The sequence below is a fragment of the Sphingomonas sp. S2M10 genome (assembly GCF_012650175.1).
GTDB lineage: Bacteria > Pseudomonadota > Alphaproteobacteria > Sphingomonadales > Sphingomonadaceae > Sphingomonas.
This window is the reverse complement of the sequence record NZ_JAAILI010000006.1, coordinates 72,951-90,336: the sequence shown is the minus strand read 5'-3', so window position 1 is coordinate 90,336 and position 17,386 is coordinate 72,951. Positions and strand designations below refer to the sequence as shown.

Here is a 17,386-nt window from a genome sequence, read left to right as displayed (position 1 = left end):
ACGGGAGTGGCCGGCCGCCCATGTGGCTTTCCAGGGGGGCAGGACTCGGCAGCGGGACGGCATTTGCCGGCTTCGGGGTGCACGCCTACGGGCGCGCCGGCTCAGCTGCCGCCGAGCACGTTGATCGTGAAGGCCACCACGCCCAGGTTGAACACGAAGGCCGCCAGGCAATGGAGCGTCACTACCCGGCGCAGCTGGCGCGTCTCGATTGAGACGTCGCTAGTCTGGAAGGTCATGCCCAGACAGAAGGCGAAATAGATGAAGTCCCAGTAATTGGGCTCGGGGGTCTTGGGAAAGTCCAGCCCGCCCTTGTCGCGCCCGCCGGGTGCCGCGCTGTAGAACAGGTGCGCATAGTGGAGCGCATAGACGGCGTTGCTGAACGTCCAGCTGAGCGCGAGCGTGCCGAGGATCAGCGCGAGCTGCGCGGGCTGGGGCGCCTTGCGCTCCATCAGCTCGCTGGCGATCGCGATCAGGATGATGACGGTGACCGCGCCGGTGAGGCCGAGCAGCACCAGCCGGTTCGCGTCGTTGTTGCAGGCCGAGCGCCGCATCGCATCGGACTGGTGGCGCAGCATCGGCATGCAGAGCGCGAGGAACAGCGCCGCGCCGATGTCGAAGGCGAGCATGGCACCCGCCCGGATGCCGAACTGCGGCACCAGCAACAGCCCTGCCGCGATCGTCGTCGCGGCGAAGGCGAGAAAGCGCGGCGGCGCGAGGACGTTGCCGACCCCTCGGGGTCTCGCCCCGCGCCGCCGCGACGTCTGGTTCAGGCTGCCTTGGCCTTCTTCGCGGCCTCGATCGCCTCGAGGACGATCTGGCGCGCTTCGGCGGCATCGCCCCAATTGCCGATCCGCACCCACTTCTCGGACTCCAGGTCCTTGTAGTGGGTGAAGAAATGCTCGATCTGCTGCAGCACGATCGAGGGCAGGTCCGAACGCTCGCCAACGTCCGAATAATAGGGGAAGGTGCTGTCGACCGGCACGCAGACGAGCTTCTCGTCGCCGCCGGCTTCGTCTTCCAGCTTCAGCACCGCGATCGGGCGCGCACGCACCACGCAGCCCGGCACGAAAGGCGAGCGGGCGATGACGAGCGCGTCGAGCGGGTCGCCGTCGGGCGACAGCGTGTGCGGCACGAAGCCGTAATTCGCCGGGTAGCGCATCGGCGTGTGCAGGATGCGATCGACGAACAGCGCGCCGCTGGCCTTGTCGAACTCATACTTCACCGGCTCGCCGCCTACCGGCACTTCGATGACGACGTTGAGGTTGTTGGGGGGATCGTCCCCGACCGGAATCAGATCGATGCGCATAAGTATCTCTAAACCTTGGTTGGCGGCTCCGCCCGTCTCAGCGGGCTTGCAGCAGCTTGTCGAGGCCAGCCTCTCCTTCGACCGTCTTGACGAGATGCGGATAGCGCAGCCCGTCATGATAGTCGATGCTAACCTCTCGGTAACCATCGTCCCGTTTCAGGGTTAACCGGATCGGCGCCTTGGTGCCCTTGGCCGCCTTTACCGCATCGATCAGCGCATCATTGGCATAGGCGCGGCCGTTCACCGCGACGATCTCGTCGGCGACGGTGATGCCTGCCTTGAACGCCGGGCTGTCCCACAGCACGCCGGCGATGCCCTTCTTGCCGAGCGCAAGGCCGAGCGAATAGCTGAGATCGGCGGTGCCGGGGCGGCCCATCTTGTTGGGCACCTCGGTATAAACGAGCTTGTAGCCGTTGCGCGCGAACCCGCCGAGCGGCGCGCGTTCGGACACGTCGTGGAGCCGCGCGGTGAGCAGCTTGCGCCAGTCATAGGGCTGGATACCCTCCAGCGTCTTGACCACGTCTTCGAAGCTGTAGGTCACCTCGCCATAGTCGCCGTCGCGGCCGCCGAAGAAGACGCGCGCGAAATCGTCGATCGACTTGGTGCCCTTGCTCTGCTCACGGAGGATCGAATCGACCTCCATCCACACTAGCAGCCCCTCGTTGTAATAATCCTCGCTGCGCTGCCAGCTGGTCCAGCCCTTGGGCGCGCGCGCGGTGATGATCGGATCGTTGGTGGTGTCGATCAGCGGGCGCCACTGGCGGCCGGCGCGGTTGTCGAGGCTCGCCATGATATTGGCATAGCCTTCCAGCGTCTCTTCCTTGGACACCAGGCCCGAGCGCGCCTGGAATACATAGCCCCAGAACTGCGTCTGTCCCTCATAGACCCACAGCGACTGGTCGCGCATCGGCATGCGGAAATCGGGCGTCCACAGCTCGGCGCCGCGGCGATACTTGCCGTCCCAGCTATGGGTATATTCGTGCGGCAGCAGGTTGCGGGCGGTCGCCTGCTCGGCCCATTTGGTGAAATAGCCGGGCTGCACGCCGTTTTCCGAGCTGCGATGATGCTCGAGGCCGATTCCGCCCATCTTGTCGCTGATCGACAGGAGGAAGTGATACTGGTCGTAATGCTGGGCGCCGAAGGTCTTCACCGCCTGCTCGACCAGCTTTTTATGCGCCTCGATCTGCTCGGGCTTGGCCTCCAGTTCCTCGGCGCTGTCCGCCACGACGTCGAGCGTCACGCGCTCGCTGAGCGGGAACTTGCGGTAATAGCGGCCGGCGATCACCGGCGAGTCCATCAGGATCTCGTAGCTGGTGGTGTCGTAGACATAGGTGGACCCCGTCACCTTGGCCGGTACCGCGCCGGCGGCGGTCCAGCCTTCGGGATATTTCACCGTCGCCTGGATCGGGATACGGCGGGTGAAATAGCCCGCGGGATAGAGGCTAAGCGAATTGAACTGCACGCTCATCATCTCGGGCGTCATCACGATGCGGCCCTGGCTGCCGTCGGTCGCGGAGACGAACTGGAACTCGGCCTCGACCGTCTTGGCGCCCGCCGGTACGTCGACATGGAAGGCGAACACGTCAACCGTGTCGCGCGTCCAGGGCAGGCGCTTGCCGTTCGCCTTGATCTGCAGCCCGGCCAGCTTCTCGATCTCGCCGCGCGGCCCGTGCTTGCCGGGCAGCCATTCGGGGAACAGCAGCGTCAGTCGGCCGCTCTTGGCGACGGGGATCGTCTCGCGCACGCGGAAGATGCCGCGCACCGTGTCGGTCGCGTCGACATCAATCTTCAGCGTGCCGGGGTATGCCATGTCGCGCGCCGCCGGGATGGTATCGACGATCGGCACCGGTTGCGGCATCGAATTCTGCGCGAGTGCAGGCGCGGCGGTGGCCAGCAACAGGCTGGCAAGCGAGATGGCACGAACCATGATGTGACGGCCCCTTATATGGTCTTCGCGAACGCGAAACGGCGCGGATCGGGCAATATTGTTGCTCGCGAATTTCCGGAGGGCAAGGGGAGTTCAGTCGCGCCGGTCCTCGTAGATCGCGACCACCCGCTCGCCACCCGCCGAAACCTTGCCGCGGTACATGCCGGGGGTGGTGAAGTGCCAGTCGAGTTCGCCGCCGGGTGCCGCAAGAATCACCCCGCCGACGCCGCCCATCGCCTTCACATCGGCCATCACCACATCGGCCGCCTGCCAGGCGGTTTCGCCCTTGAACCGCATCCGGGCGCAGATCTCGTGCGCGACGCCTTCACGGATGAAGAACTCGCCCGAGCCGGTGGCGGAGACCGCACAGGCGCGATCATCGGCATAGGTGCCCGCGCCGATCAGCGGCGAATCGCCCACCCGGCCCCAGCGCTTGCCGGTGAGCCCGCCGGTGGAGGTGGCGGCGGCCACATGGCCGTGCGAATCCATCGCCACCGCGCCGACCGTGCCGTATTTCATGTCGACGTCGAAGCCGCCGCGCGCGGTGTCGCCCTTCATCGAGTCGAGCTGCTGGCGACGCTCCTCGGTGCCGAACCAGGCGTTGTCGACCTGATCGAGCTGCTGTTCGCGGGCGAACTGGTCCGCGCCTTCGCCGGCGAGCAGGACGTGGCGGCTCTTCTCCATCACCGCACGGGCGAGCGCGACCGGGTGCCGCGTGGTGGTCGATCCCGCGACGGCGCCGGCCGCGCGGGTGCGCCCGTCCATGATCGCCGCGTCGAGCGTGTGGCCGCCTTCCCAGGTGAACACCGATCCGCGCCCGGCATTGAAGTGCGGATCGTCCTCCAGCACCTGCACCGCCGCCTGCACGGCATCGACCGCCGAGCCGCCGACGTCGAGTACCGCCGCACCGGCATCGAGCGCGGCGTCGAGCCCGGTCTTGGCACCGGCTTCCTGCTCGGGCGAGAGCGCGCCGGGCTGCATGCTGCCAGAACCGCCATGGATCGCCAGCGTCCAGCGGGGCTTGGGGGTGGCGGTGGACATGGCGGCGGGCTCCTGCAGATAGGGTTTGGGCCGTCCCCTAGCAGATCGGGCGGAGGGTCCAAGCCACGCCCGACGCTTCAAGGCCGTCTCCTCCCCCGCCAGGCAAAGGGCTATTGCATTGAATGCGAAGACATAGCGCCAGCCAAGAAACCGTCGTCATTCCCGCGAAGGCGGGAATCCATTGCCCTGAGCGCAGGGGGAAAGAACCGCGGCTTCAGCGCCAATGGATCCCCGCTTTCGCGGGGATAGCGATATATTTGATACCGCGCGATCGCCTGCCGCCAAGGTCGAAGGATGCGCTCTGGCCAAGTGCACCCGATGCCTCGCATCCGCCCTAGCCCCGCCGCGCCGATGCGCCTATATGGCCTGCATGTCCGTACGACCCTGGCGCGATATCGTCCGGCGGCAAAGCCGTCAGATCATGGTGGGCAACGTGCCCGTTGGCGGCGATGCACCGGTGACGGTGCAGACGATGACCAACACCGCCACCTCCGACGTGAAGGCGACGATCGACCAGATCCGCCGCTGCGAGGAAGCCGGCGCGGACATCATCCGCGTCTCCTGCCCGGACGTGGAAAGCACCGCCGCGCTCAAGCAGATCGTCCGCGCCGCGCGCGTGCCGATCGTCGCGGACATCCATTTCCACTATAAGCGTGCGCTGGAGGCCGCCGATGCGGGCGCGGCCTGCCTGCGGATCAATCCCGGCAACATCGGCTCGGCCGACCGGGTGAACGAGGTGGTCAACGCGGCCAAGGCCAATGGTGCCTCGATCCGCATCGGCGTCAATGCCGGCAGCCTCGAGAAGGACCTGCTGGAAAAATATGGCGAGCCTTGCCCCGAGGCGCTGGTCGAATCGGCGCTCGACCACATCAAGCTGCTCCAGGACCGCGACTTTCACGAGTTCAAGGTCGCGGTGAAGGCCAGCGACGTGTTCCTCGCGGTCGCCGCCTATCAGCAACTGGCCGATGCGGTCGATTGCCCGCTGCACCTCGGCATTACCGAAGCGGGCGGGTTCGTCGGCGGCACGGTCAAGTCGGCGATCGGCATCGGCTCGCTGCTCTGGTTCGGCATCGGCGACACGATCCGCGTCAGCCTCTCCGCCGAGCCCGAGGAGGAAGTGCGGGTCGGCTTCGAGATCCTCAAGGCGTTGGGCATTCGCAACCGGGGCGTCCGCGTCGTGTCCTGCCCGAGTTGCGCACGCCAGGGCTTCGACGTGATCCGCACCGTGCAGGCGCTGGAGGAACGGCTCCAGCACATCCGCACGCCGCTGTCGCTCTCGGTGCTCGGCTGCGTGGTCAACGGCCCCGGCGAGGCGCGTGAGACCGATATCGGCCTGACCGGCGGCGGCAACGGCAAGCACATGGTCTATCTGTCGGGGCTGACCGACCACACGGTCGATGATGCCGACATGCTCGATCACATCGTCCAGCTGGTCGAGGCCAAGGCCGCCGAGATCGAAGCCGCGAACGCCGAGCCGGCCCAGGCAGCGGAGTGATCCGCCGCCTGCCCGACGGTGATCAAAGCCGGAAATAATAGAGCAGGCTGCCCGCTTCGCCGTTCTTCGCGCCTTCGGAGAACAGGAAGTAGGAAATCACCACCACCTTGCCGCGCCCCGTGGGATCGTCGACCACATTGATGCTGGGGTTGCCGAAAGAGCTGCTGCCGCCCGGCGTCTGCGGCGCGATCGGGATGATGGTACCCGACCCATCCGGGACGACCCCGCTTTCGGCATAGCGGTATAGATAGATCCGCCACTTGTCCCACGAGGCGGCAGGCGTGCCGATATTGCCCTCCTGGATCACATAGCGACCGGTGCGGGTGCGCAGCATGTCGCGCTGCCCCACATTGCCGGTGACCCCGAGGAGGCTGAAGCGCAGATTGTAGCGGTAGCTCGCTGCCGCCTCGACGGAAGTGGCCAGGCCGCGCGGATCGAACATCATCTGGTTGGTGGTCGTCGCGTTCAGGTCCTTGCGGCCGCTCCAGTAGTGGAAGCCGATTTCCCCCGAGACGCAGCGATACACGCCGCAATAGCTCTGCCGCAGATCGAAGAAGCTGGGCGTGCCGTTCAGCGAGGTGAGGAAGCTCGGCTGAATCCACAGCCCGCGCTCCACCCGGTTGATCAGGTCCGCCCCGGTGTAGAACAGCCTGTAGGCGATCCGCGACGGCCCGGTGGAGCCCGGCCCCCGCCCCGACCATTGCTCGTGCGCGACCACGATCCAGGTCGAACCGCGCACCGTGGCAACGCGCGGCATGCTGGCATTGTCGGCCAGCATGCCGAGATAGCGCCAACGGAGCAGATCATTGGAAGCGGCAAGATTGACCTTGAACCGCAGCGCGCCGCCGCTCACCGCATAGGCGGTGTGGTAGACGGCGGCATATTTATACGGCTGGCCGGAAAGCTGGACAAGCGACAGCCCGTCCATCGTGTTGCCGATGTCGTCGCGCAGGCCGTAGCGCGCGGCGGTCGCCAGGCGCGGATATTGCAGGTAATATTGCAGCTGCGACTGCGAGATGTCGGGCGGGGGCATGCCGAAATCGGCGTGCGCCACGCCGCCGATCGTCAGCAGAAGGAGCGCGAACAGGGCTTCGAACAGGCGAGCGCACGTCATGCGCCATCTCCAACGCTGCGATCCCCCGCGCGATGTGTACAAGGGAGTTATAGGCGGGCGCGCCCGGCGGCGACCTCCGCACGGCTACCTAGCGGTGGGGCCCGCGCCCCCTCGCGAATCGGCCGCGACGGAGGTACCGCCGCGCATGGCCTATGCCCGACCCGCTTCCCCGCCCCTGGTGCTCGGATGAATCCCGAGCCCAATGCCGCACTGATCGATGCGGGCATGCTGGTGACCGTGCTGTTTGCCGCCCGTCTCGTGCTGCTGGCGTGGGGCGGGCATGCCGGCTGGAGAGGCTGGGCGGCGCGCTGGCTGCGGCGCGGGGCGGCGGCAGGGCTGCTGGTGCCGGTGTTGCGGCTGGGCACACTCGCGGCAGCAGGCGGGGCGCGGACCCCGCTGCTGATCGCGGCACTGACGGCGTTGCTCGCGGCGGGCGCGCTGCTCGCCCTGATCGACGCGGCGGTGGTGGAGTGGTGCGCGACGCCGCGTCGCGCCGATCGCGGACCGTTTCGCGACTAACGGCCCGCTCCCCCGGTGCCGTGCGCGACAGCCCTGCCGCGCCAGCCGCTGTCACCGCGTCGGCACGGGCTCCGCGCCGGTATAGTCGTAGAAGCCGCGCTTGGTCTTGCGGCCGTACCAGCCGGCTTCAACATATTTCACCAGCAGCGGCGCCGGGCGGAACTTGGGGTCGCCGGTGCCTTCGAACAGCACGCGGGTGATCTCCAGGCAGGTGTCCAGCCCGATGAAGTCGGCCAGCGTGAACGGGCCCATCGGATGATTGAGCCCCAGCTGGCAGGCCGCGTCGATGTCGGGGATCGTCGCCACGCCCTCGCCCAGCGCGAAGCACGCCTCGTTGAGCATCGGCATCAGCACGCGGTTGACGATGAAGCCCGGCGCGTCATTGGCATGGACGATCCGCTTGCCCAGCGACTGGCCGAACGCCTCCACCGCCGCCACTGTCGCGTCGCTGGTGGCGAGGCCGCGGATCAGCTCGATCAGGCCCATCACCGGCACCGGATTGAAGAAGTGCACGCCCATAAAGCGCGCCGGATCGGGCGCCGCCTGGGCGAGCCGGGTGATCGGGATCGACGAGGTGTTGCTGGCCAGGATCGCCTCGCCGCCCAGCGCCTTGCCGACGGTCTCGAAGATCTGGCGCTTGATCGCCTCCCGCTCGGTTGCGGCCTCGATCACCAGATCGCAAGGCGCCATCGCGGCGAGGTCGCCGATGGGGGTGATCCGGCCGAGCGCCGCCTCGGCATCAGCGGCGGTGATCTTTTCCTTCTCCACCGCGCGGGCGAGCTGCTTGCCGATGCCCGCCTTGCCGGCCTCGGCGCGGGCCTGGTCGACGTCGGACAGCAGCACCGCATAGCCCGCCTGCGCCGACACCTGGGCGATCCCCGCCCCCATCTGGCCCGCACCGATCACGCCTACCGTCTTCATGTCCGTCTCCTGATTGCTTTGGCGGCTCTCCTACCGGCTCGGCTGCGCCAGGGCCAGCGGTGCGATCACTCCTCACCGTCGGGCGCGTCTGCGGGATCGCGGCGGCGGCGATCGGCGTCCAGGTCCGGCGCGGGGATCCGCAGGTTGCGCGGGATCGCGTCGCGCGCCTCGCCCTCCGGCACCAGCTCGCGCACCCGGCCGAGGTCGAGCTGCACGCCGTCTTCGTCGATCTGCACCCCGGCGCCGTTGAGCATGTCATCCAGCGCGATGCCGTTCTCGTCGATGACATTGTCGGGCTCGACCGGCACCGGCGGCAGGGTCAGGCCCAGCGCGCGCACCATGAAGTCGCGCCAGATATGCGCGGGCAGCCCGCCGCCGGCCGCGCCCGCGACGGGGCTGTTGTCGTCATTGCCGATCCACACGCCGACGACGAGATCGCCCGCCCAGCCGACGAACAGCGCGTCGCGCCCGTCCTGCGTCGTCCCGGTCTTGCCGAACGCCGGCACCGGCAGCGCCGCCGCCCGGCCGGTGCCCGACTGCACCACCGTCTCCAGCATCGAGCGGAGATCGTCGAGCAGCCGTTCGTCGAACCGGCTCGGCCCGCCCAGCCGCCGCGCCAGCCAGTCGTCGGCCGATTCCGCTTCGTCCAGCCCGCGCGGACGCACCGGATAGCTGCCATTGGCGACGGCGGCATAGGCGGCGGTCAGTTCGAGCAGCGAGCCGGTCGAGGTGCCGAGCGCGATCGAGGCATCGTTGCCCAGCGGGGTGGAGATACCGAGGTCGCGCGCCGCCTGGGTCACCCGGCCGACGCCCAGCTTCTGGATCAGCCGCGCGGCCACCACGTTGCTCGACTTGGCCATCGCCTGGCGCAGCGTGATGCGGCCGGCATAACGGCCGTCGCTGTTGGACGGCTTCCACTCGCCGATCTGTACCGGCGTATCGTCGACCATCGTGTCCGGCGTCATGCCCGAGCGCAGCGCGGCGAGATAGACGAACAGCTTGAACGCCGAGCCCGGCTGGCGGCGCGCCTGGGTCGCGCGGTTGAACGGGCTGGCGCCGTAGTTGCGCCCGCCGACCATCGCGACGACGCGTCCGTCGGGCCGCATCGCCACCAGCGCGACCTGCGCCTTGCCGAGGCCCGAGGCCTTGATCACCCGCTCCGCCGCATTCTGCAGCCGCGTGTCGAGCGTGGTCGTCACCGTCTGCTCGGTAGCTACCCCGCCGGCGCGGTCGCGTGCCTCGGGCAGCACCCAGTCGGCGAAATAGGTGCCGTTGGGCAGCCGCTCATCGCTGTCCTGCACGCGCAGCACCGCCGGCCGCACCCGGCGCGCCTCGGCGGCGGTGATGAAGCCGGCTTCCTGCATCGCGCCGATCACCAGCCGCTGGCGTTCGCGCGCGCCGTCCAGATTGCCGGTCGGCGCCAGCCGGCTCGGCGCCTTGACCAGGCCGGCGAGCAGGCTCGCCTGGCTCAGCGTCAGCCGCTCGGGGCTGGTCGAGAAATAATGCTGCGCGGCGGCGCGCAGGCCGTACACGTTGTCACCGAAATAGACGTTCGACAGATAGCGCGAGAGGATCTCGTCCTTGCTCAGCCAGCCTTCGAGCCAGAAGGCGATCAGCACTTCCTGCGCCTTGCGCCCGAAGGTGCGGCGCGCGTTGAGGAACGCGTTCTTGGCGAGCTGCTGGGTAATCGTGCTGCCGCCCTGCGAGCCGCCGTCCGAACTGAGATTGTGGAACGCCGCCCGGGCGATGCCGCGCGGATCGACGCCCCAATGGCTGTAGAAGCGCCGGTCCTCGATCGCGATGAACGCCTGGGCGACATGCTCGGGCAGCTTGCTCACGTCGACCGGCTTGCCGATCACCGCCCCGCGCCGCGCGATCGGCGTGCCGTCGGCGGCGAGCAGGGTGATCGAGGGCGGCGCCGGCGGGCGCAGCGATTTGGAAAGCGGCGCGGTGATCGCCAGCCAGGCGACCGCGGCGATGAACAGCAGGATGAGCACCGCCAGCCCGCGGACGATCCAGCGGCCCCAGCGGAAGCGGCGCTTGCCCGGCGCGACGGGCGGCAGATCGCCGCCGCCATCGAAGCCGCCGCCTGCGCCATAGCTTCCGCGATAAGGCTCGTGCGGCGCGGCGCTCTCACCCGCCCCCATGCCGGGCCGCCAGATCGGCTCGCGCTTGTCGCGCCGGCCTTGTGGGCGCCAGCCCTGCGGTTGCACCACCGCGTCGTCGGCGCCATCGCGCCGCAACGGGAATCGACTGTCGGGGATACCGGGCTCGCGCGCCATATCGCTGCCTTAGCCGATGATCTGTGTTATCGCAATAACACACGCAGTTTTTGGTGACGGCTTAGAACGCTGCCGACTGCTTGGAGAACGACGGCGCCTCTAGAGACCCTCGTCATTCCCGCGAAGGCGGGAATCCATTGCCCTGTGCGCTGGAGGAAAGAACCGAGACTTCAGCGCCAATGGATCCCCGCCTTCGCGGGGATGACGGCTTGTGTTGGCGCTATTCGGCACGCTGCTGGTACGGCGATGCATTGAGTCAATTTTGTCGCTTGCGATCCGCTCAGGCCTCCAGCTCGATGTCCCAATAGAGCCAGTCGCGCCAGGTTTCGTGGAGATGGTTGGGCGGGAAGCGGCGGCCATGTTCCTGGAGCTGCCAGCTCGTCGGCCTAATCGGCTGGATGTAGAGCGGCATGCCGGCCTGCTGGGGGGTGCGGCCGCCCTTGCGGAGGTTGCAGGGGGCGCAGGCGGTGGCGACATTTTCCCAGGTGGTGCGCCCGCCCTGGGCGCGGGGAATGACGTGGTCGAAGGTGAGATCCCGGTGCGATCCGCAATATTGGCAGGCGAACTTGTCGCGGAGGAACAGATTGAACCGGGTGAAGGCGGGGAATTGCGAAGGCTTCACATATTGTTTGAGCGCGATGACCGAAGGGAGCTTCAGCACCGCGCTGGGACTTCGCACCTCGCGTTCGTAATAGGAGACGACATCGACACGGTCGAGAAAGATCGCCTTGATCGCCGTCTGCCAGGGCCACACGCTCAGCGGATAATAACTCAGCGGCGTGTAATCGGCGTTCAGCACGAGCGCCGGGCACCCATCCGGATGGCGGATCAGATCGGGATGGTACATGCAGAACCTCACCCTCGACTTTGGTGCCCCGCCTTTTACCCAAAAGCGTGACGCCCGCATGACAGCATAAGCCGCGACTCGCGGTCAAGAGCCACATTCATGGATATCCACACCCGATTTGCTCCCAGCCCCACCGGCCGACTCCATCTCGGCCACGCCTTTTCGGCCCTGCAGGCGCATGATTTCGCACGGCGCGCGGGCGGTCGTTTCACGCTGCGCATCGAGGATATCGACGGCACCCGCTCGCGGCCCGACCATGTCGCGGCGATCTTGACGGATCTCGACTGGCTGGGGCTGGCATGGGACGAGCCGCCGACCTTCCAGTCGCAACGCCTCGGGCTGTACCAGATGGCGCTCGATCGGCTGCGGGCGATGGGGCTGCTCTATCCCTGTTTCTGCACCCGCGCCGATATCGCCGCAAGCCTGTCCGCGCCGCACGGGCCCGACGGTCCGCTGTACCCGGGCACGTGTCGCGGCCTGGTCGATCCCGACCTCACGCGCCCGCACAGCTGGCGGCTGGACATGGCAAAGGCCGTCGCGCACACGGGGCCGCTGGCCTGGCATGACGCCCATGCCGGCACGGTCGACGCCGATCCCTCGCGCCACGGCGACGTGATCCTCGCCCGCAAGGATGCGCCGGCCAGCTACCACCTCGCCGTTACGGTCGACGATGCGGCGCAGGGCATCAGCCATGTCGTGCGGGGTAGCGACCTGTTCGCCGCCACCCATGTCCACCGGCTGCTCCAGGCGCTGCTCGGCCTGCTGACGCCCGAATACCGCCACCACGCCCTGCTCGCCGGACCGGATGGCCAGCGCCTCGCCAAACGGCACGGCGCGCCGACGCTGGAGGCGCTGCGGCTGGCCGGGGAGGATGGCCGCGCGCTTTCCGACAAACTGCGCAAAGGGGAAGTACCGATTGGCTTCGGCCAAATCGAGGCGTAGGGTAGCGCGATGTTGTTCCTCGCGATCCTGTTCCTCGCAGCGGTCCTGGCGACGCTGTTCTTCCTCATCAAGGGGCTGGTCACCATGGCCGGCACCACCACGCAGGACCTGGAGGGCGACGGCCCCAGCGAACGCGCGATCCGATCGAACAAGCTGATGCAGAAGCGCATCCTGTTCCAGGCGATCGCGATCGGCATGGCCGCGCTGATCCTGCTGATCGCCTCGGCCAAGAGCTGAAGCGGGTCAGCCCCCGCTGACCCGCCACACGGTATTGCCCAGATCATCCGCAATCAGCAGCGCGCCGGTGCGGTCGAGCCCCAGCCCCACCGGGCGACCATGCGCCTTCTCGCCCGCGACGAAGCCGGTCACCACGTCGACCGCCTTGCCCGAGGGGCGCCCCTCGGCGAAGGGCACATAGATCACCTTGTAGCCGTTGAGATGGCCGCGATCCCAGCTGCCATGCTCGCCGATGAACGCGCCCGATCGCCACTGCGCCGGCAGGCTCGCGGCATTGGCCGAGAACACCATGCCGAGCGGCGCGACATGGCTGCTCAGGCCGTAATCGGGCTTGATCGCCTTGGCGACGAGGTCCGGCCGCTGCGGCTTGACGCGGGGGTCCACATGCTGGCCCCAATAGCTGTACGGCCAGCCATAGAAGCCGCCGTCACGCACCGAGGTGAGATAGTCCGGCACCAGGTCCGGCCCGAGTTCGTCGCGCTCGTTGACCACGGTCCACAGCGTGTTGGTCAGCGGCTCGAACTGCAGCCCGTTGGGGTTGCGCAGACCCGTGCCGTACAGGCGGGAGGCGCCGCTCGCCCGATCGACTTCCCAGATCGCGGCGCGGCCGCGCTCGGCCTCCATGCCGTTCTCGGTGATGTTGCTGTTCGACCCCACCCCGACATAGAGCTTGGTGCCGTCGGGACTGGCGACGAGGCTCTTGGTCCAGTGATGGTCGATCGGGCCGCCGGGCAGGTCGAGCAGCTTGGTGCCCGGTGCGGTGATCCGCGTCTGGCCGGTCTGGTAGGGGAAGCGCAGGATCGCATCGGTATTGGCGACGTAGAGGTCGCCGCCGACCAGCGTCACGCCGAAGGGCGAGTTCAATCCGGTGAGGAACTTGGTCTTGAGCTCGGGGACACCGTCGCCGTTCGCGTCGCGCAGCAGGATGATGTCCATCCCCGCCTTGCCGCCGCCATGGGCATGCGCCTGGATCAGGTTCATCACCACGTCCTTGGGCCGATGGATCGGCTCTGACGGGCCGTCGGTCTCGACCACCAGCACGTCGCCATTGGGCAGCGTGTAGACCGTGCGCGGCTTGGCGAGCCCGGTGGCGAAGGCCTGGACCTTCAGGCCCGCCGGCACCTCGGGCATGGCCGACCCCCAGGGGGCGGGGGGCACCACGTGCATCGGCGGCACCAGATATTGCTGGACGTCCGGCAGCTTGGGATCGCCGCCGATCTGCTGCTGGGGATCCTCGCCCTTGCTGGCGCAACCGGCGAGCGCGAGCGTGGCGCTCGCGGCGAGAAGCAGTGCACGCATCAGCGGAGACCTCCGAACCGGCTTTGGCGCAGCAGGATCGCGCCGAGCGCCGAGGCGCCGGTGAGCACCAGCACGGTGAGCACGGACAGGATGAGACCCGCCGGCATCGCACCGTAAGCATCGCGGCTGTGGATGAAATTGTTCAGCAGCGCCAACACCATGGCTACGGCATAAGCGATCGCATAGGGGATCAGCAGCCGGTTGGCCCGCACCGCCGGCCGCAGCAGGTCGACAATGCCGACGATTGCGCCAAGCGCGCCGAGCACCATGCCGCCGGCGAGCAGCCAGTCGGCGAAATTCTTCCAGCTGACGTCGTAGCTGCGGACATAGGCGATGTCGGCGATCATCGCGGCGAGGAAGCAGATAAAGGGCAGGCCAAGCACGATCGGGTGCAGCGGCAGACCATAGGATCGGGTGCGAAGCGGTACGGCATCGGGCACGGTGCGTCTCCCCAGACGAAGCAGGTCCCTCGAACGGTCGCGCTTTGAAGGGGTTCCGCCATATGCCCCTCAGCCCCCTAGCCGCGGCCGCATATCGGCCTTACCCTCGCGGCCATGGTCAAGCTCAACAAGATCTACACCCGCACCGGCGATGCCGGCACCACCGGCCTGGCGGACGGCTCGCGCGTTTCCAAGGCCTCGGCCCGGATGGAGACGATCGGCGATGTCGACGAGGCGAACAGCGCGATCGGCGTGGCGCGCACCACGCTCGCGGCCGGCGATCCGCTCGATGCCACACTCGCCCGCATCCAGAACGACCTGTTTGATCTCGGCGCCGATCTCGCCACGCCCGGCGACCCCGAAGGCGCGCTGCGGATCACGCCGGAGCAGATCGCGTGGCTGGAAGCGGCGATCGACGCGCTGAACGACGATCTCCAACCGCTCAACAGCTTTGTCCTGCCCGGCGGCAGCCCGGCGGCGGCGGCGATCCACCTCGCCCGCGCCATCACCCGCCGTGCCGAACGCGCCGCGGTGGCAGCCAACGATCAGGGCACGCTCAGCTCCAATGCGCTTATCTACCTCAATAGGCTCTCGGATTTTTTGTTCGTCGCAGCACGGACCATGAACCAAAAGGGCGCCACGGACGTTCTGTGGGTCCCTGGGGGACCTCGTAACCAATAGCCGTCGCTGCCCGCATCCCACCGTATGGGTTGCACCCGCAACCGGCCTGCGGTAGGAGAACAGAATGCGAACAATGCCTGCCAATGCCGCCGCCCCGGATGCCTTGGCGGCACGGTTCGCCCGCGTTCGCGCGCTCAGCGCCGCGCTGGTGGCGCCGCTGTCCGACGCCGATGCGACGCTCCAGTCGATGGACGATGCCTCCCCGGCCAAGTGGCACCTCGCGCATACCACCTGGTTCTTCGAAACCTTCGTGCTGCGCGACCATGTGCCCGGCCATCGCCTGTTCGACGAACGCTTTCCGTTCCTGTTCAACAGCTATTACGAGGCCGAGGGGCAGCGCCACGCCCGCCCCCGCCGCGGCATGCTCTCGCGCCCGACGCTGGACGAGGTGCACGCCTATCGCGAAGCGGTGGATGCGGCGATCGTCGCGGCGATGCCGTCGCTGCCGCCTGAGGCGCTCACGCTGATTGCGCTGGGCTGCCAGCACGAGCAGCAGCACCAGGAGCTGCTGCTCACCGACATCCTCCATCATTTCTCGGTCAACCCGCTCGAGCCCGCGATGTGGCCCGGCGCGGCCAAGGTGCCGGTGGCGATGCCCGGCCCGATCGGCTGGATCGAAGGCCCGGCGGGCCCGGCGAGCGCAGGCCTCGACATGCCCGAAGGGGCGATGGACTTCGCGTTCGATTGCGAGACGCCGCGTCACGCCACCATGCTTCACCCGCATGCGCTGGCGGACCGCACCGTCACCAACGGCGAATGGGCCGCGTTCATCGCCGATGGCGGCTATGCCGATCCCCGCCACTGGCTGTCCGACGGCTGGGCCTGGGTGCAGGCCAACCGCATCGCCGCGCCGCTCTACTGGCAGCAGGTCGACGGCACCTGGACCCGCTTCGGGCTCGACGGCCGCCGCCCGATCGATCCCGCCGCGCCGGTCACCCATGTCAGCTTCTTCGAGGCCGATGCCTATGCCAGCTGGGCAGGTGCCCGGCTGCCGACCGAATTCGAATGGGAAGCAGCGGCAGCGAACGCCGATCCGCTCGGCGGCAACCAGCTCGATGCCGCCGGCCCGGTGGAGCCGCGCCCGTCGACCGGCGGCCCCGCCTGGTTCGGCGACGTCTGGGAATGGACCGGCAGCGCCTACCGCCCCTATCCCGGCTTCCGCACCGCCGAGGGCGCGGTCGGCGAATATAACGGCAAGTTCATGAGCGGGCAGTTCGTGCTGCGCGGCGGCAGCTGCGCCACCCCGCGCGGCCATGTCCGCGCCAGCTACCGCAACTTCTTCTACCCCCATCAACGCTGGCAGTTCACCGGCGTGCGTCTGGCGAAGGACCTCTGATGCTCAAGCAGGAACTCGAAGACGGCCAGGCGAGCCTTGCCGATCCCCATTTCCGCGCCGACGTGCTGACCGGCCTTGCCGCCAGCCCGCGCGCGATCCCGGCGCGCTGGTTCTACGACCGCCGCGGCTCGGAGCTGTTCGAGGAAATCACCGAGCTGCCCGAATATTATCCGTCGCGCACCGAAAGCGCGCTGATGGAATCGATCGCCGGCGATCTCGGCAGTCTCGCCGCGCCGAACGCCGCGGTGGTCGAATTCGGCTCGGGCTCGTCGGTGAAGACGCCGCGGCTGCTGCGCGCGATCGACCCGGCGGCCTATGTGCCGATCGACATTTCGGGCGAATTCCTGCGGCACTCGGCCGCGCAGCTTTCCCAGGCATTTCCGGGCCTGCCGGTCTATCCGGTGGAGGCCGATTTCCTCCGCCCGGTGCCGCTGCCCGAGCAGGTGGCGAAGATGCCCAAGCTCGGCTTCTTCCCCGGCTCGACGATCGGCAACATGAATGCCTGGCACGCGGTCGACCTGCTGCGCGCGATGCGCGAATGGCTGGGCGAAGGCGCGCGGCTGCTGATCGGCATGGACCGGGTCAAGTCGCCCGAGATCCTCGTCCCTGCCTATGATGACGCGGCGGGGGTGACTGCGGCGTTCAACCTGAACCTGCTGACCCGCATCAACCGCGAGCTGGACGGGACGATTCCCGTCGACGCCTTTCGTCACCGCGCGATCTGGAACGCCGATTTCGCGCGCATCGAAATGCATCTCGAGGCGCAGCGCGATGTCGACTTTACCGTCGACGGCCGCCCCTTCACGATGGCGGCGGGCGAGACGATCCACACCGAGAACAGCCACAAATACGGTCCCAACGGCGCGCGCCAGCTGCTCCGTTCGGGCGGCTGGACCCCGATCGAGCAATGGACCGACGAGAAGGACTGGTTCGCGCTGATCCTGTGCGAAGCCCAGCCGCTGCGCCGCGCGCCGTAACAGGCCGTTGACCGGGGGCGCG

17 protein-coding genes are annotated in these 17,386 nt (G+C 68.0%); 7 read left to right on the top strand and 10 right to left on the bottom strand.

The features are described from left to right. Window positions 1–101: 101 nt before the first annotated feature. The 4 genes from S2M10_RS01370 to S2M10_RS01355 all read right to left on the bottom strand — a co-directional run bounded on the left by S2M10_RS01370 (window position 102) and on the right by S2M10_RS01355 (window position 4,274). Window positions 102–626, bottom strand: a complete 525-nt coding sequence (locus S2M10_RS01370) for a DUF1345 domain-containing protein (RefSeq protein WP_168844523.1) — start codon at window positions 624–626, stop codon at window positions 102–104. A gap of 140 nt (window positions 627–766) precedes the next feature. Beyond that, window positions 767–1,306, bottom strand: a complete 540-nt coding sequence (ppa, locus tag S2M10_RS01365; RefSeq protein WP_116469321.1) for an inorganic diphosphatase — start codon at window positions 1,304–1,306, stop codon at window positions 767–769. 37 nt (window positions 1,307–1,343) lie between these two features. After that, on the bottom strand, window positions 1,344–3,233 hold the full coding sequence (locus tag S2M10_RS01360; RefSeq protein ID WP_168844497.1) for a PDZ domain-containing protein: 1,890 nt from the start codon (window positions 3,231–3,233) through the stop codon (window positions 1,344–1,346). 93 nt (window positions 3,234–3,326) lie between these two features. Further along, window positions 3,327–4,274, bottom strand: a complete 948-nt coding sequence (locus S2M10_RS01355) for an isoaspartyl peptidase/L-asparaginase (RefSeq protein WP_168844496.1) — start codon at window positions 4,272–4,274, stop codon at window positions 3,327–3,329. Between the two features lie 370 nt (window positions 4,275–4,644). On the opposite strand from S2M10_RS01355, the gene ispG reads away from it, so the two are divergent. After that, on the top strand, window positions 4,645–5,769 hold the full coding sequence (gene ispG, locus S2M10_RS01350; protein ID WP_168844495.1) for a flavodoxin-dependent (E)-4-hydroxy-3-methylbut-2-enyl-diphosphate synthase: 1,125 nt from the start codon (window positions 4,645–4,647) through the stop codon (window positions 5,767–5,769). A gap of 22 nt (window positions 5,770–5,791) precedes the next feature. On the opposite strand, the gene S2M10_RS01345 is transcribed toward ispG, so the two are convergent. Next, the gene (locus S2M10_RS01345) at window positions 5,792–6,883 is read right to left on the bottom strand and encodes a hypothetical protein (RefSeq protein ID WP_168844494.1); all 1,092 of its coding nucleotides are present in this window, start codon (window positions 6,881–6,883) and stop codon (window positions 5,792–5,794) included. Between the two features lie 186 nt (window positions 6,884–7,069). Here S2M10_RS01345 and S2M10_RS01340 point away from each other — a divergent pair, with 186 nt between their 5' ends. After that, window positions 7,070–7,402, top strand: coding sequence for a hypothetical protein (locus tag S2M10_RS01340; protein WP_168844493.1), 333 nt, complete (start codon window positions 7,070–7,072; stop codon window positions 7,400–7,402). 51 nt (window positions 7,403–7,453) lie between these two features. Here S2M10_RS01340 and S2M10_RS01335 read toward each other — a convergent pair whose 3' ends face one another. The 3 genes from S2M10_RS01335 to S2M10_RS01325 form a co-directional block, all read right to left on the bottom strand. After that, entirely contained in the window at window positions 7,454–8,323 is an 870-nt protein-coding gene (locus tag S2M10_RS01335) for a 3-hydroxyacyl-CoA dehydrogenase NAD-binding domain-containing protein (RefSeq protein WP_168844492.1), read from the bottom strand. Between the two features lie 65 nt (window positions 8,324–8,388). After that, on the bottom strand, window positions 8,389–10,605 hold the full coding sequence (locus S2M10_RS01330; RefSeq protein ID WP_247650546.1) for a transglycosylase domain-containing protein: 2,217 nt from the start codon (window positions 10,603–10,605) through the stop codon (window positions 8,389–8,391). Between the two features lie 280 nt (window positions 10,606–10,885). Continuing rightward, a complete protein-coding gene (locus tag S2M10_RS01325; protein WP_168844491.1) occupies window positions 10,886–11,452 on the bottom strand; it encodes an HNH endonuclease in 567 nt (188 codons plus the stop codon). Window positions 11,453–11,551: 99 nt separating this feature from the next. On the opposite strand from S2M10_RS01325, the gene gluQRS reads away from it, so the two are divergent. Both gluQRS and S2M10_RS01315 read left to right on the top strand, forming a co-directional pair. After that, the gene (gene gluQRS / locus S2M10_RS01320; RefSeq protein ID WP_168844490.1) at window positions 11,552–12,394 is read left to right on the top strand and encodes a tRNA glutamyl-Q(34) synthetase GluQRS; all 843 of its coding nucleotides are present in this window, start codon (window positions 11,552–11,554) and stop codon (window positions 12,392–12,394) included. A gap of 9 nt (window positions 12,395–12,403) precedes the next feature. Continuing rightward, window positions 12,404–12,631, top strand: a complete 228-nt coding sequence (locus S2M10_RS01315; RefSeq protein ID WP_168844489.1) for an HIG1 domain-containing protein — start codon at window positions 12,404–12,406, stop codon at window positions 12,629–12,631. Between the two features lie 6 nt (window positions 12,632–12,637). Here the strand turns inward: S2M10_RS01315 and S2M10_RS01310 are convergent, their stop codons facing one another. Next, window positions 12,638–13,930: a sorbosone dehydrogenase family protein gene (locus tag S2M10_RS01310; protein ID WP_168844488.1), complete on the bottom strand. Its 1,293-nt coding sequence runs from the start codon at window positions 13,928–13,930 to the stop codon at window positions 12,638–12,640. Further along, on the bottom strand, window positions 13,930–14,370 hold the full coding sequence (locus tag S2M10_RS22520; RefSeq protein ID WP_168844487.1) for a DUF2231 domain-containing protein: 441 nt from the start codon (window positions 14,368–14,370) through the stop codon (window positions 13,930–13,932). Before S2M10_RS22520 ends, S2M10_RS01310 begins: the two co-directional genes overlap by 1 nt. 114 nt (window positions 14,371–14,484) lie before the next feature. Between S2M10_RS22520 and S2M10_RS01300 the strand changes: the two genes are divergently transcribed. The 3 genes from S2M10_RS01300 (at window position 14,485) to egtD (ending at window position 17,364) form a co-directional block, all read left to right on the top strand. Next, window positions 14,485–15,051, top strand: coding sequence for a cob(I)yrinic acid a,c-diamide adenosyltransferase (locus tag S2M10_RS01300; RefSeq protein ID WP_168844486.1), 567 nt, complete (start codon window positions 14,485–14,487; stop codon window positions 15,049–15,051). 73 nt (window positions 15,052–15,124) lie between these two features. Next, window positions 15,125–16,387, top strand: a complete 1,263-nt coding sequence (gene egtB, locus S2M10_RS01295) for an ergothioneine biosynthesis protein EgtB (protein ID WP_168844521.1) — start codon at window positions 15,125–15,127, stop codon at window positions 16,385–16,387. Further along, window positions 16,387–17,364, top strand: a complete 978-nt coding sequence (egtD, locus tag S2M10_RS01290; protein ID WP_168844485.1) for an L-histidine N(alpha)-methyltransferase — start codon at window positions 16,387–16,389, stop codon at window positions 17,362–17,364. Before egtB ends, egtD begins: the two co-directional genes overlap by 1 nt. The last annotated feature ends 22 nt before the right edge of the window (window positions 17,365–17,386 follow it).

Coding starts and splice junctions, on each gene's coding strand:
- S2M10_RS01355 (WP_168844496.1), bottom strand. CDS start 4,274: ATGTCCACCGCCACCCCCAAGCCCCGCTGGACGCTGGCGATCCATGGC.
- S2M10_RS01340 (WP_168844493.1), top strand. CDS start 7,070: ATGAATCCCGAGCCCAATGCCGCACTGATCGATGCGGGCATGCTGGTG.
- S2M10_RS01370 (WP_168844523.1), bottom strand. CDS start 626: ATGCTCGCCTTCGACATCGGCGCGGCGCTGTTCCTCGCGCTCTGCATG.
- egtB (WP_168844521.1), top strand. CDS start 15,125: ATGCCTGCCAATGCCGCCGCCCCGGATGCCTTGGCGGCACGGTTCGCC.
- S2M10_RS01345 (WP_168844494.1), bottom strand. CDS start 6,883: ATGACGTGCGCTCGCCTGTTCGAAGCCCTGTTCGCGCTCCTTCTGCTG.
- gluQRS (WP_168844490.1), top strand. CDS start 11,552: ATGGATATCCACACCCGATTTGCTCCCAGCCCCACCGGCCGACTCCAT.
- S2M10_RS01315 (WP_168844489.1), top strand. CDS start 12,404: ATGTTGTTCCTCGCGATCCTGTTCCTCGCAGCGGTCCTGGCGACGCTG.
- egtD (WP_168844485.1), top strand. CDS start 16,387: ATGCTCAAGCAGGAACTCGAAGACGGCCAGGCGAGCCTTGCCGATCCC.
- S2M10_RS01325 (WP_168844491.1), bottom strand. CDS start 11,452: ATGTACCATCCCGATCTGATCCGCCATCCGGATGGGTGCCCGGCGCTC.
- S2M10_RS01330 (WP_247650546.1), bottom strand. CDS start 10,605: ATGGCGCGCGAGCCCGGTATCCCCGACAGTCGATTCCCGTTGCGGCGC.
- S2M10_RS01360 (WP_168844497.1), bottom strand. CDS start 3,233: ATGGTTCGTGCCATCTCGCTTGCCAGCCTGTTGCTGGCCACCGCCGCG.
- S2M10_RS01310 (WP_168844488.1), bottom strand. CDS start 13,930: ATGCGTGCACTGCTTCTCGCCGCGAGCGCCACGCTCGCGCTCGCCGGT.
- S2M10_RS01335 (WP_168844492.1), bottom strand. CDS start 8,323: ATGAAGACGGTAGGCGTGATCGGTGCGGGCCAGATGGGGGCGGGGATC.
- ppa (WP_116469321.1), bottom strand. CDS start 1,306: ATGCGCATCGATCTGATTCCGGTCGGGGACGATCCCCCCAACAACCTC.
- ispG (WP_168844495.1), top strand. CDS start 4,645: ATGTCCGTACGACCCTGGCGCGATATCGTCCGGCGGCAAAGCCGTCAG.
- S2M10_RS01300 (WP_168844486.1), top strand. CDS start 14,485: ATGGTCAAGCTCAACAAGATCTACACCCGCACCGGCGATGCCGGCACC.